This window comes from Acinetobacter sp. UBA6720, assembly GCF_002454215.1.
Taxonomy (GTDB): domain Bacteria; phylum Pseudomonadota; class Gammaproteobacteria; order Pseudomonadales; family Moraxellaceae; genus Acinetobacter.
The window spans coordinates 535-14,919 of record NZ_DKIK01000195.1 but is presented as its reverse complement, the minus strand read 5'-3'; the positions used below and the strand labels follow the sequence as shown (position 1 = coordinate 14,919).

The following is a 14,385-nucleotide window of genomic DNA, read 5'->3' as shown; positions in this document are numbered from 1 at the left end:
AAACCTTCAATATAATCCACCACTGAACCGACCAAATATTGATAACTCAATGAGTCAACCAACATTTTCACATCACCATTGATAAATTCTGCGTCGTCTTCATTTTGGTTTTCAGCAAAGTTAAAACCATAAGAAAAACCTGAACAACCACCGCCCGTCACATAAACACGGAGCATTAAATCTTGATTCCCTTCACTGTCACGTAATTGACGTACTTTATTTGCGGCATTGTCGCTTAGTTCAAGTGCTTGGGCATTCATCTTAGATTCCTCAGTTCGGTTCAGCTGTCTTTCAAATCAAAAAGACCATATTTCGAGTATAGCATACTCAATATATGGTCCCTATTTGAATATTTAAAGTCAAATCAGACTAATTTTCTCAAGATTGTTTGTAATTCTCATCCTGTAAGCCACATTCAAAATTTTTCGCCGCTTGCTTACAACGGAATTGCCATAACAGTTTCATCATTCGCTTATCGTAAATACCGCGGTTGGTGAGATCAATTCGTGCTTCCCGCATCATCTTTTGATAACCCGGCTGATCTACAGCAGGCACCTGCATCCAATATTTTTGCGGGATTTCAGCTTTCATTTTACCCAAAATACCAAATGCACGCGGCAGCTGGCCTTTCACCCATTCCCGTGATTTTTGCCCATAACCTGCAGGGAATTTATCCGGACGAATAATAATATTCCCTGTGACCTGTAAAATCGGATAATTTACAATGGCGCCTTTCGTGCCCAAGCCTTTATGTAACTCTAAGGGCTTAAAAACTGCAGCAGGCGCACCAATAATGTCGACTTGGCCGTTATTAAACTTTGCGCCAAAGTTAGTGACATCGGCACTGACAGCTTGTGCACCAATTTGCTGAACCATGATCTTTTGCGCTTGATCATAGTCTAAAACGGCAATTTTCTTACCCGCCGCTTTGGCCACGGTATTAATGCTACGGTCATTCACCATTAAAAAAGCGTCTCCAACGGGGATTACACCTGCAACTTCATACTTGCCATTGACCATATGTTTAGCAAAAGTTGGGCTGGCTAAGCCTTGCATGACTTTCACTGCTAAATTGAGATCGGGAATCGCACCAATCGCATCGAGTGAACCTGTAAACGCGTTAAATTGACGCCCACGCATACCTGTGACACTAATGGCATCACATTTTCCTGCTTTAAAATCTTCAGCAATCACAGCTTCGTTTTGGCCCACACGCAGTTCAATATCCGCGCCCCAGTTTTTAGCTGCCAACTGATAATCTTTCATCAAGCTATAGACATCACCATTTTTGCCGACCAAGTCGAAGACACAAACCACTTGTTTGGCCTGTGCCATCGCTGTTGCAGAAATGACTAATGTCCCGACACTGAGGCTTTTCATCCACTGTTTCATACATCTTCCTTTTGACTTATTGTTGTTTATTGTGATGAGCCATTCACTTGTGCTCTTTGTTATTTTTTAATGCCTCGAATGAAACTTCACTCGGTTCACAACCACTCATTTCCTACACGCTATACAAATTAGCTGCGTCAAAACCATTTAAATCTGTCGATTAAAAACAAAAAAGAAAGCTCAATTTAAACTGAGCTTTCTTAGAACACATTGGGAAAATTATTCACCGCCCAGTGAGCATTCAAAGTTGGCTTTATCGACCGAGCAACGGGCTTTTTTCAAGACCGACATCATCGCTGGGTCATAAATGCCTCGTTTGGTCATATCCATACGACCATCACGCAACATTTTTTGATATTTGGTTTTGTCTTCTGCGCTGAGATTCATTTTATATTTTGCAGGAATGCCTGCTTCTAAACGGCCTATCATCGCGATGCTTTTCGGTAGGTTTTTCACAAACCAATCTCGCGATTTTTGTCCAAAGCCTGCGGGGAATTGATCGGGGCGAATCACAAAATCAGCGGTCACTTGTAGTACAGGGAAGTTAAACATGGCGCCATTTGTGCCTAAACCTTTATAAATTTCTAGGGGTTTATAAGCATAAGCAGGTGCGCCGACCATATCGACTTGACCATTATTAAACTTCGCCACAAAGTTAGACACATCGGAAATCACTGCTTGAGCACCGACGCGTTGTACCATGATTTTTTGCGCATCATCATAGCCCAAGACTGCAAACTTTTTGCCCGCCGCTTTTTCAATGGAATTAATGCTTTTATCTCGTACAAAAATAAAAGCTGAACCTAAAGGTGCAATCCCGGCCACTTCGTATTTTTTACCTCCAAGATTGGTCACCATTTTTGCCGCATTACGCTGATCCAATGCAAAAGTGATCGCACGTTGTGCAATGGCATTGCTTGGAGCACCACCCAATGCATCAATAGAACCGACAAATTTATTGTACTGGCGCGCACGCATAGCGGTCATAAACACGCCATCACACTTACCTGCTTTAAAATCGTTGTCGGCAACGGCTTCATCTTGACGAGGGATTAAATTAATTTCAGCCCCCCAGCCTTTTGCAGCTAGAGCCCATTCTTGCGCCATTTGATAGGACTCACCTGATTTGCCAAGCAAGTCAAATACACAGATGTCCACTTTAGCCGCTTGTGCCGTCGACGCCACACCCAAAGCAGAAAAAGCAGTGAGTGCGAGGGTTAGTTTTTTCATTCTTATGTCCTTGTTCATTTTGTTGTTTGACAGGTGTCCATACACATGCAAAATATTAAGCAAGTTAAAATTAAAAAAATAGAGCATTTACTCAAAAATCACTGTCAATTGGGCAAATTTTTTTCTGTTCTCTCATTTTTATTTTCAAAGGATTAGTAAAAGCATTTTAAATTCATCATTTTAAAATAAAAAACCTGCATCATCCGTTTTACATGAATGATGCTTAATATTACAAAGAAATACAGCTTTTCGCCTTATTCACCACCCAATGAACATTCAAAGTTGGTGCGTTCAACCGTACAACGGGCTTTTTTCAGCACTCGCATCATGCCTGGGTCATAGACTCCTTGTTTGGTTAAATCAATGCGCCCTTCGCGTAGCATACGCTGATATTTTTCTTTATCTTCTTTACTCAGTTGCATTTTGATTTTGCTTGGAATGGCCGCTTCTAGTCGCTGCACCATGGCAAAGGATTGCGGGATTTTTTGTAAAAACCATTGTCGCGATTGCTCGCCAAATTGGGCAGGAAAACGCTCGGGTCTGACAATTAAATCTGCAGTGACATTGACCACGGGAAAGTTAAGCATAGCCCCTTTAGAGCCTAGACCTTTTTCAATTTCTAAGGGTTTATACGCATAAGCAGGTGCAGCAACCACATCCACTTCACCTGTATTAAACTTTTTTATAAAGTTGGAAATATCCGACATCACAGGAACAGCGCCTACCCGCTCTACCATCACCCGTTGTGCACGGTCATAATGCAGGATGGCAAATTTTTTACCTTGTGCTTTCTCAATAGTGTTCAAACTTCGGTCTTTGACAAAAATATAAGCTGAACCAATTAAGCCAATGCCTGCCACTTCATAGTTTTCCCCTTGTAATGTGGTGGTCATGCGCTTGGTATTACGAGGATCGAGTACATATTCCACGGCCTTTTGTGCAATTTTATTGCTCGGCACTCCGCCTAAGGCATCAATTGAACCTGCGAACTTGTTATAGGTGCGCGCGCGCATTGAGGTCATATACACCGCATCGCATTTATCATTTTGAAAGGCCTTATCGGCCAAGTCTTCGTCCTGAAACGAAATCAACTGTACCTGTGCGCCCCATTTTTTACTGACCAAAGCCCATTCTTCTAAAAACTTATAAGATTCCCCTGCTTTACCCAGTAGGTCAAACACACAGACTTGTTGCTTCGCTTGTACCATACTGGAGAAAGCGCACAGTGCGAGCGTCGATAAAATAAAAATTCCTTTTCTTTTCATTATTATCCCTTCATGTTTTTTGTTTTACTGGGGAAATATATCTGTGTGCTATTTCTCAATATAGGTCAAAAAAGGTCAACTTTTAGCTTTCCGACCAAAGGTCAAATGGTTTCATCCTCCCCTTAAAAGTAACTATTCAAGATTTCAGTTCAGATAAATTTTGAATGTTTAGTCTTTTGCTGACGCATCCATTAGAATAGGCGCACCTTTTTCTGATATTTGATAGTTCCATGATTCAGCTTGATCAAGTTTCATTGCGCCGTGGTGGACGAGTGTTATTTCAAAAAGCCTCCATGCAAATCCATCCGGGTTGGAAAGTTGGTCTCACCGGTGTCAATGGTGCTGGAAAATCAACCCTGTTTGCTGCGCTCTTAGGCTCAATCGGTCCTGATGATGGCACCCTAAGCCGCCCTGCTGTATGGACAGTGGCGCACATGGCGCAGGAAGTAAAAGCCTTAGATATGGCTGCGATTGATTTCGTCCTGACCGGTGATGAAGAGTATTGGAACATTCAACAACAGCTTAACCATCCTGAACAGTTAACTGACACTGAACTGGCTGATTTACATGGCCGATTCGACGAAATTAACGGTTATTCCGCACCCGCTAAAGCCGCTCAGCTTATGGCGGGTCTGGGTTTTATGGAACATCAAAACCAACTTTTGGTTTCAAGTTTCTCTGGTGGATGGCGCATGCGTTTAAACTTAGCACGTACCCTGATGAGCCGTTCGGATCTATTATTACTCGATGAACCGACCAACCACTTAGATCTCGATGCTATTTTATGGTTAGAAGATTGGTTGAATGCCTATACGGGTACCCTGATTTTAATTTCGCATGACCGCGATTTCTTAGATGCCATTACCAACCGTATTTTGCATATCGAAAATCAAGAACTCACCCTCTATAGCGGCAACTATTCTACCTTTGAAACCACTCGTGCAGAACGTTTGGCACAACAACAACAAGCCTATGAAAAGCAGCTCGAAACACGGGCACATATTCAAAAATATATTGATCGCTTTAAAGCCCAAGCCACTAAAGCGCGTCAGGCACAAAGCCGAATTAAACAACTGGAACGGATGCAGTTACTTGCCCCTGCGCATGTCGATACCCCGTTTACCTTTAGCTTCCGTGAACCCACCAAAATGAGTTCGCCACTGCTCACTCTAGAGCAGGCTGATATTGGTTATGGCGATAAACTGATTGCCACCAATATCAACCTACAAATCACCCCGACGAGCCGAATTGGCTTATTGGGGATGAATGGTGCAGGTAAATCAACCTTAATCAAATCCTTGGTTGGTGATTTACCTTTACTCGCAGGACAACGCAAAGCTTCCGAACTGCTGAATATTGGCTATTTTGCACAGCATCAAATGGATTCACTAGATGAATCGGCTAGCCCAATGCTGCAATTGGCACGAATTGCAGATAAAAAAATCAGTGAAGCGACCTTACGTGCCTTTTTAGGCAGTTTCGGCTTTAGTGGCGAACGAATGGATACCCCTTGTGAGAGCTTTTCAGGTGGTGAACGTGCGCGTTTGGCATTGGCTTTAATCGTGTGGTTACGTCCCAATGTCTTGATTCTAGACGAACCGACCAACCATTTAGACTTAGATATGCGCCATGCCCTGACCATGGCTTTACAAGACTATGAAGGTGCAGTGGTCTTGGTTTCACACGAACGCCAACTGATTGCCAGTGTGTGCGATGACCTCATTTTAGTCCACGCTGGAAAATCCATAGAATTTGAAGGCGATCTTCACGATTATGCCAACTGGTTACGTCAAGCGCGCCTAGAGATGATTAAACAAGGTGGACAAATAGCACCTGTGGTGTCTAAAGTCAGTGAGCAAAAAACGCTCATTTCCAAAGTGGATAAAGAAGCGCAGCGTAAATTGGCTGCACAGCGCCGTGAACAAACGCGCCCGATTCGTAAAAATATCGAAAAATGTGAAAGCCTGCTGGCAAAGCACCAGCCACGCTTAGTCGACATTGAAAGTTTACTCGGTGATGCTGGCCTATATGACGCTGCACGCAAAGATGAACTCATGAAACTGATGAATGAGCAAACCGAACTTAAAAACCAAGTCAATGAAGCTGAAGAACAAATGCTAGAGCTGATGATGGAACTTGAAGAGCTCGAAAGTTCATTCGAAGACTAAAACATTCTATCTAACACAACTACTACTGCCCGTGATGCACAAGCATCGCGGGTTTTTTTATGCTTTTTCGTTTTTATCGGCGGACTTTGGCTGAATGTTTTTCAAACACTCTCCAAACTGACCTCCTCGATATAAAAATCAATCCAGCTTCCCATCAAGAAAATTATATATTTTAAATAAAACATATACTTATAAAAAATAATAACTATTGTTTAGATATTCTTAAAAAGCAATTTTTCAATTATTTAATTCTGCTAAATTAATGGAATATTCAATCATGTAAACTCAAATAAACTTAATTATGCGTGTCCAAAGCACAATTTTCTGTAGCAAAACATCTCGGCCACTAAACAACAGCAACATTTCAAATTATTCAAAAACAGTTTGTTTTGAATTTAAAAGGACAAGGTAAACAGGAAAGCAGTTTTTAAATTCAAAAAATATCACAACTTTTAAATTTAGATTCTTCAGATCACATCCATTGTGGATAAAATTATACGTATTTTGACACCGAATATAAAGCGTATTTATATTTTATCCACAGCTTGGTGATGCTTATTTATTCGATTATTTTAGCTAAAGTTAACCCTTTTTAGCCGTTTTTCTTTAATTTAAAACGGCTCTTTTCGCCTTTAAAAAACGTAATTCTTGTATTTTCCAGCCCCGATCAAAGATCCATGTTTCTTGGATTTGTTGGCGATTTTCAACCAAACCAATCAAAACCTGACAGCGTGTTTGGTCTCGGTTAAACTCAAATTCTTCAAATTCGACATCAGGTTTTTGAGGTTTCCAAACCCCATTTTTCACCGCATGTGCGATCTTTTCATAGCGTGTATAGTTGCTTTCTACACGATCGGCTTGCTCATAGACCACTTTAAAATGCTCATCTTCATATTGAGCTAAAACTTCATAATTACCGGTGAAAAATGCATTCACCCAAATGTCGCGTACTTGTTCTAGTTGGTTATCCATCATAATGACCTCACATTTTGCACTGTGCAAAAAGACTTGATACTTACATCATGACATCGCTATAAGTCAGTTTAATAACATTGTACATTGCTTATATTTTATTCAAAAGCATAAAAAATGCTGTAAAAAAAGCACTCTAACGAGTGCTTTTTTCTATGTATTTTGTAAAGCGTTTAAGCATCAATATCCGCATTCAGTGCATTCTCTTCAATAAATGCACGACGTGGTTCCACGTCATCACCCATCAAACAAGAGAACATACGATCAGCCTCAATCGCATCCTCAATCGTCACTTGTAGCATGTTGCGGTTTTCAGGATCCATTGTGGTTTCCCAAAGCTGGTCCGCATTCATCTCACCCAAGCCTTTATAGCGCTGAATCATCATACCGCGACGTGAATCAGACAAAATATGCTGCCAGACTTGATGGAAGTTGGTGACTGCAATTTTACGATCACCTTTTTGCAGGTAAGCACCGTCTTCAAGCAGCGTGAACCAGCTCTTGGAGTTTTTCAGCAAGCGTGCATATTCACCTGAACCCAATAAACCCGCATCTAGTAAATAACTGTGCGGCAGATTGTGTACATAGATGGTGATACGAGGCAAATAAGTCTCGATCTTTTGACCATCTGCCAGCTCTTTTTCAAACGTTTCTAAGCTCAGCTCAGGACGCAAGCTTGGCTGAATTTCTGCCACAGCGCTACGCACTTGCTCAGCCCACTGCTCGACATAAGCTCGGTCATGATTGTGATCAAGCTTAAAGCCTTCCACAGAAATCAACGCATCTAGAACACTGGCAGGATAACGAACTGTTAGACGCTGCAAGCTCTTCTGAGACGTTTGATAATCTGCAATCACATTCGCCAAAGCCTCACCACGAATTGCAGGTGCAGCTTCACTAACGTGTAATTCAAGCTCATCAATTGCGTTTGAAATTAAATAGGTTTCAAGCGCATCATTATCTTTAATATATTGCTCTTGTTTGCCTTTTTTCAGCTTGTATAACGGTGGCTGTGCAATATAGATATAACCACGTTCTACTAGCTCTGGCATTTGACGGAAGAAGAAAGTCAACAATAAGGTACGAATGTGCGAACCATCCACGTCCGCATCGGTCATGATGATGATTTTATGATAACGCAATTTGTCCGGGTTGTACTCTTCACGACCAATACCACAACCTAATGCCGTAATCAGCGTGCCCACTTCTTGTGATGAAATCATCTTGTCAAAACGCGCACGTTCCACGTTTAGGATTTTACCTTTCAACGGTAAAATCGCTTGCATCTTACGGTTACGACCTTGTTTCGCACTACCACCCGCAGAGTCACCCTCGACCAGATACAATTCAGACAATGCAGGATCTTTCTCTTGGCAATCCGCCAATTTACCAGGTAAACCAGCAATATCTAAAGCACTTTTACGACGCGTCATTTCACGCGCTTTACGCGCCGCATCACGGGCACGAGCTGCATCAATAATTTTGCCTGCAATGGCTTTTGCCGCTTGTGGGTTTTCAAGCAAATATTCAGAGAATGATTTATTCATTGCCTGTTCAACCGCCGGTTTCACTTCACTTGAAACCAACTTTTCTTTGGTTTGTGAAGAGAACTTCGGATCAGGAACTTTCACTGAAACAATCGCAGTTAAACCTTCACGAGCATCATCCCCTGAAACGGCTACTTTCTCTTTTTTGAGTAAGTTTTCATTTTCCATGTAGCTGTTTAAGCCACGGGTTAAGGCTGCACGGAAACCTGCTAAATGCGTTCCGCCATCTTTTTGTGGAATGTTGTTGGTGAAGCAACGGACATTTTCTTGATAAGTATCATTCCACTGCAATGCCACTTCGACCCCAATGCCATTTTCCGCTTGTACGGTAAAATGAAAAATGTCATTTAGATGTGTTTTGCCTTGGTTAATATATTTCACAAACTCAGACAGACCGCCTTCGTAGTCAAACACATGTTCCGCATGGATACGCTCATCGCGCAAAACGATGCGCACGCCTGCGTTCAAGAAAGACAATTCACGTAAACGGCGTGCCAAAATATCGACATTGAAAATAGTCTGACTAAAAGTTTCAGCACTTGGCCAAAAACGTACAGTTGTTCCTGTCGTATCTGTATCCCCCACAACAGTCAATGGATAAACAGGATCACCGTGTTTATATTCTTGTTGGTGAATATGACCTGCACGATGAATCGTCAGTTCCAACTTATGTGACAAAGCATTTACTACCGATACGCCCACACCGTGTAGACCACCTGAAACCTTGTAGCTATTGTCATCAAACTTACCACCCGCGTGCAGAATGGTTAAAATCACTTCTGCGGCAGAAACCCCTTCTTCAGGGTGAATATCGGTCGGAATACCGCGCCCATTGTCCGATACACTTACAGATTCATCTTCGTGAATCGTCACCAAAATTTCATCACAGTGACCTGCAAGCGCCTCATCGATCGCATTATCCACCACCTCAAACACCATATGGTGTAAGCCTGAACCATCATCCGTATCACCAATATACATACCCGGACGTTTACGTACTGCGTCCAATCCACGTAATACTTTGATACTAGAGGAATCATAAGCTTTTTCTGTGGTTTGTTCCGTTTGAGAAGCAGCTTGTTGATCTTCTGAACTCATGGTTTCTCCCTAGCGAAAAATAGGTCTATCCCGTGATGGGTAAAATCTAAAATCATTGTGCGACAACTTGAACTTGACCGTTTTCAACACAGAATAATTGATAAGAAATAGATAAATCATGTAAGTGATTTTTGACTGATTCATACTCTAAAGTGGTAATAAAAACTTGACTACCCAGTTGGCTCAATCGCTCAATTAAACGTTGTTGTGCTGTTAAATCTAATTCTGCTGTCAGATCATCTAATAATACCACAGTTTCCTTATTACAGGCATGCAGCATTGCAATCTGTGACAGTTTTAAAGCTATGATTAACAGCTTTTTTTGTCCCCGTGAAAGCACCACGTCCGCATCACCTAGGCTTGTTTTTAAACGTAAATCTGCCTTATGCGGCCCATATTCCGTATAGCGGCGGTCAAGGTCTTTTTGATGGTGACTTTGCAGGTCATGCAGTAACCCTACATCGGTGTGAAACCCTGGACTGTATTCCAAGTCAACCTGAATATGTGGCAAAAGTTGTTTTAAATCTTGCTCAAAAAAGTCCTTCCATTGCTCCACAATACTCACTCTTTGCGAATGTAGCATTTCTCCATAATCACTGAGCATTTTGTTCCACGGTTCCAAGTCTACCAAACTTAAATTTCGTCGTGTTTTAAGTAAACTGTTCCGTTGTTTTAAGGCACGCGAGTAATATTGCCATGCATGATAAAACTCTGGTTCCACGTGGAACATCAACCAATCGAGTAGCTGCCTTCTCGGCTTCGCACCATGATCAATAATATCGGTACTTTGTGGATCAATCAGTTGTAGGGGAAGAATTTTGGCTAACTGCCCTTGGGTGGCAATGTTGTCACCATTGACCTTAATCAACTGTTCACCTGACAACAGCTTTTGCATGCCAATCTTTTCTGTACTGGACTGCGCGAAAATTATGGCATCTTGGGTATCGGTTTGAATGTAGTTTTTAGGAATATGGGTACGGAAGGAGCGCCCTGTCGCCAGCAGATGGATGGCTTCCAAAATTGAGGTTTTGCCTGAACCATTTTGCCCATAAAAAACATTAAACGGTTGCAATCCATGGAGAGCAACCGTCTTTAAATTTCGAACACGTTCGATATTTAAACGCGTAATTTGCATGCGTCAACCTAAGTCTTAAACACGCATTGGCATAACAACATAAGTCTGATCTTGATGCGCAGGATCTTGAACCAAAACCGACTGATTGGCTTCGGTCATGGTCATAGACACATCATCACCATCCAATGCACCTAATACATCCAAGATATATTGTGCATTAAAAGACATTTCCATTGGTGCATTACTATATTGAATCGCCAAGTCTTCTACGGCTTCATCTTGTTCTGGGTTATTCGCACGAAGCTGTAGCGTATCGGCATCAAAATTTAAGAACACACCACGTAGTTTTTCATTACTTAAAATCGAAACACGTTGTAAAGATTGCTTAAAGACATCATGTGCAATTAAGACATTTTTATCACCACCACGTGGAATCACACGGCGATAGTCAGGGAATTTACCATCAATCAGTTTCGTCGTGAAACGAACAGTGGTTTCACCTTGTTCTTTGTCACGACTAGCAATTGAAATGGTCACATTCAACAGCTCACGACCAATCAACAATGCCAATTGCTCATCTTCAATGCTCAGTAAACGTTGTAATTCAGCTACAGCTTTACGTGGCACAATGGCTTGGATCAACTGGGTTGCATTTGAGCTGGCGACAGTTTCACACAGCGCCAAACGGTGACCATCAGTCGTGACTGCACGTAATTGATTGTTATCAATCTCAAGTAAAGTCCCTGTAAGGTAGAAACGTACGTCTTGTACCGCCATAGCAAAAGCAGTTTTTTCAAATAAACGCTTTAATTCACGCTGCGTCACCGCTACTTGGGTGCCTTGCGTGTTTTCTGTGCTTAAAAGTGGATAATCTTCAGCTGGTAAAGTCCCGAGAACAAAACGGCTATTGCCTGACTTTAAAATACAGCGTTGATCTTCAGTAATCTGTAAGTCAATTAAGGCTGCAGTTGGCAAAGATTTACAAATATCCATCAACTTACGTGCAGGAACAGTTGTTTCACCCGCTTGTAAACATGCCCCATCAGCAAGTGTGGTACTGGCAACCAGCTCAACCTCTAAATCAGAGCCTGTAATAGTCAAAGACTCTTGATTTACTTGAACTTTGACATTTGAAAGAATGTTTAAAGTATGGCGACGTTCAACCGCTCCTACGACATGTGATAGAACATTAAGTAAGCTTTCTTTCGCGATTTTTAAACGCACGATACATTCCTCGAAATACTGAAGATAAAAGAATAAATAAAAGTGTTTTTAGCAGTGTACTATGCGGCAGAACATGCCGCATTGCAAGAACAGAATTTGAACAACCACACTTAACTTTGTAGTAAGCGCTGTAAGTTTTTATAGTCCTCATTGAAGATCGGATCTTCATCTCTCAGACTGACCACTTTTTCACAGGCATGCATCACCGTACTATGATCACGCCCACCAAAAGCCATCCCAATTTCAGGGAAACTGTCGCCCGTTAACTCACGCGCCAAACCCATTGCCAATTGGCGTGGGCGTGCATAAATACGGGTACGTTTAGGTCCAACCAACTCTTTCAGTGGAATTCTAAAGTACTCACTCACCACACGTTGAATATTTTCAGTACTGATCGTTCGTGCACGAATCGCCAAGACGTCTTTTAAAGACTCACGCACGACATCTAAGTCAATCGCTGTGCCTTTAAAGCGCGAAATGGCCACCACTTTATTCAACGCACCTTCAAGCTCACGAACATTCGCAACAACTTGTTGTGCAATAAACAAGGCACAATTTCGCGGCAGTTCCACGTCATTGCTTTCTGCTTTTTTCAGCAAAATTTCAATTCGTGTTTCAATATCTGGTGGTTCAACCCCCACCGATAAGCCCCACGAAAAACGTGAAACCAAACGAGGGTCTAATTCAGTCAATTCTTTTGGATAGCGGTCAGAAGTCAAAATAATTTGCTTAGACTCATCTAAAAGTGCGTTAAATGTATAGAAAAACTCCACTAAACTTGCCTCTTTTCCTGCAAGTAAGTGAATATCATCGACCAATAATAGATCTAAAGATCGGCAATTTTTCTTAAATTCTTCCACTTTGCCCTGTTGCAAAGAGCTGACAAAATCCTGCACAAAACTTTCAGCCGTCATATACATGACGCGCGCATTAGGCTTGGCTTGCAATAAAGCATTACCAACCGCCTGCATTAAATGCGTTTTACCCAATCCAGTCGGACCATATAAAAATAATGGATTGTGCTGAGAAGCCCCCAACTGAGTCAAAACCTTACGACATGTTTCAGCAGCCATCTGGTTTGAACGCCCCTCAACAAAAAGTGAGAAACTAAATAAAGGGTTAAGCTGACGTTTACGATTATTTTTAGCAGGACTTTCGTCTTTTTCTTTTTTAGGGCGCTGCACAGGCGTAGGTGCTGACTCTAAAGCTGCAGTTGTGGTTGCAGGTTGTTCAGCCGCAGATAAAATCGCCCCAGGTCTTGAATCGACTAAAATTTCAACCTTACGCACACGTCCTTCAGAGAGTTGTTCAACTAAAATAGTAATCAACTCAAGATGGTGTTCTTGAATGTAACGTGTCCAATAGGGATTCGGCGCATACAGACGTAATGTGTCATTTAACTCTTCTGCAACTAAAGGGCGTATCCACATCGTAAAGACATTCCCAGATAGCTCTTGTCGCAAGCGAGTTAAGCAGTCCGTCCAAAGCATGTGAAACCCCTATTCATTCCATCGATAATTAATAAAAACACGAAGCACCCACCGAAGCGGGTCGCCATTCTAACCAAGTTATCCACATCTGTCATGGGAAATTCAGTCAATATTGCTCAAAAAGACTACTTATGAAAACAAATTTAAATTCAAATGCCATTGTGGATAAGTTTATCCTCAAGCTGTGGATAGAATATAGCATAAAGTTATCCACAAACTATTATTTTTATAAAAACAACTTTATCCACACCATATAATTATGTTTTTTAAATAGAAAAGCGCAATTTCCACAGAAAAACACAGCCCTAATAGTAATAAATTTAAATTTATAAATTTGAATTTATTTATAAGAGCGCTGTTTTTTGGGGATAACTTCGCTAGAGATATGAATTTAAATTTAAAACATTACAATGTAATTGAATTTAAACAACTGTGGATAATTATGTGAATAATCTTGCTGATAACTTATATCACTTTAATAAACAATAATCTAGCTTGTGTATAATAAAAAACGCTATGTATAAGAGGTTTGAGCTTTTATTGCAGGGATACATTAAAAACAAGTTAATTTTGCAAGAAAATCTGTTTTTCATTGACAGCTCAAGCAATGAACACTAAAATCGCGAACCTTCATTGAATGATCATTTTTGGAGTTTCGATATGAAACGTACATTCCAACCATCTGAATTAAAGCGTAAGCGCGTTCATGGTTTCCGTGCTCGTATGGCTACTAAAGCTGGTCGCCAAGTATTAGCTCGTCGTCGTGCAAAAGGTCGTCACAGCTTAACTGTTTAATCAATAGTTAACGCTTAAAGCGATTTTGGGTGTTATGACTACACTTTATGGCTTCAGCACAGAGGTTCGTATTCGCTGTGCTGCCGATTATAAAAGTGTCTTCGATGGTGCGCTTTTTAAAGTGCATCA

At 41.3% G+C, this 14,385-nt stretch carries 11 protein-coding genes and 1 pseudogene; 3 read left to right on the top strand and 9 right to left on the bottom strand.

Going from position 1 to position 14,385, the window contains the following annotated elements:
* From B4F08_RS16490 to B4F08_RS16475, 4 genes are all read right to left on the bottom strand, one after another.
* On the bottom strand, positions 1–260 hold a 260-nt coding region (locus tag B4F08_RS16490; protein ID WP_291375411.1), incomplete at its 3' end, for an iron-sulfur cluster assembly accessory protein.
* Positions 261–378: 118 nt separating this feature from the next.
* A complete protein-coding gene (locus tag B4F08_RS16485; RefSeq protein WP_414632486.1) occupies positions 379–1,380 on the bottom strand; it encodes a putative solute-binding protein in 1,002 nt (333 codons plus the stop codon).
* A gap of 231 nt (positions 1,381–1,611) precedes the next feature.
* On the bottom strand, positions 1,612–2,622 hold the full coding sequence (locus B4F08_RS16480; RefSeq protein ID WP_291375408.1) for a putative solute-binding protein: 1,011 nt from the start codon (positions 2,620–2,622) through the stop codon (positions 1,612–1,614).
* Between the two features lie 254 nt (positions 2,623–2,876).
* On the bottom strand, positions 2,877–3,887 hold the full coding sequence (locus tag B4F08_RS16475; protein ID WP_291375406.1) for a putative solute-binding protein: 1,011 nt from the start codon (positions 3,885–3,887) through the stop codon (positions 2,877–2,879).
* A 230-nt stretch (positions 3,888–4,117) separates the two neighbouring features.
* Between B4F08_RS16475 and B4F08_RS16470 the strand changes: the two genes are divergently transcribed.
* Positions 4,118–6,055 carry an ATP-binding cassette domain-containing protein gene (locus B4F08_RS16470; protein WP_291375404.1) on the top strand — a complete coding sequence of 646 codons (1,938 nt, stop codon included), beginning with the start codon at positions 4,118–4,120 and terminating at the stop codon, positions 6,053–6,055.
* A gap of 606 nt (positions 6,056–6,661) precedes the next feature.
* Here the strand turns inward: B4F08_RS16470 and B4F08_RS16465 are convergent.
* From B4F08_RS16465 to dnaA, 5 genes are all read right to left on the bottom strand, one after another.
* Complete coding sequence (locus tag B4F08_RS16465; RefSeq protein ID WP_086210886.1) at positions 6,662–7,030, bottom strand: hypothetical protein; 369 nt, start codon at positions 7,028–7,030, stop codon at positions 6,662–6,664.
* Between the two features lie 170 nt (positions 7,031–7,200).
* A complete protein-coding gene (gyrB, locus tag B4F08_RS16460) occupies positions 7,201–9,672 on the bottom strand; it encodes a DNA topoisomerase (ATP-hydrolyzing) subunit B (RefSeq protein WP_291375402.1) in 2,472 nt (823 codons plus the stop codon).
* A 52-nt stretch (positions 9,673–9,724) separates the two neighbouring features.
* A complete protein-coding gene (recF, locus tag B4F08_RS16455) occupies positions 9,725–10,807 on the bottom strand; it encodes a DNA replication/repair protein RecF (RefSeq protein WP_086210884.1) in 1,083 nt (360 codons plus the stop codon).
* Positions 10,808–10,822: 15 nt separating this feature from the next.
* On the bottom strand, positions 10,823–11,971 hold the full coding sequence (gene dnaN, locus B4F08_RS16450; protein WP_086210883.1) for a DNA polymerase III subunit beta: 1,149 nt from the start codon (positions 11,969–11,971) through the stop codon (positions 10,823–10,825).
* A 110-nt stretch (positions 11,972–12,081) separates the two neighbouring features.
* Positions 12,082–13,461: a chromosomal replication initiator protein DnaA gene (gene dnaA, locus B4F08_RS16445; protein WP_086210882.1), complete on the bottom strand. Its 1,380-nt coding sequence runs from the start codon at positions 13,459–13,461 to the stop codon at positions 12,082–12,084.
* Between the two features lie 660 nt (positions 13,462–14,121).
* Between dnaA and rpmH the strand changes: the two genes are divergently transcribed.
* The gene (gene rpmH, locus B4F08_RS16440; RefSeq protein WP_000831329.1) at positions 14,122–14,256 is read left to right on the top strand and encodes a 50S ribosomal protein L34; all 135 of its coding nucleotides are present in this window, start codon (positions 14,122–14,124) and stop codon (positions 14,254–14,256) included.
* Positions 14,257–14,290: 34 nt separating this feature from the next.
* Positions 14,291–14,385: pseudogene (locus tag B4F08_RS16435) on the top strand (ribonuclease P protein component); the annotation flags it as partial.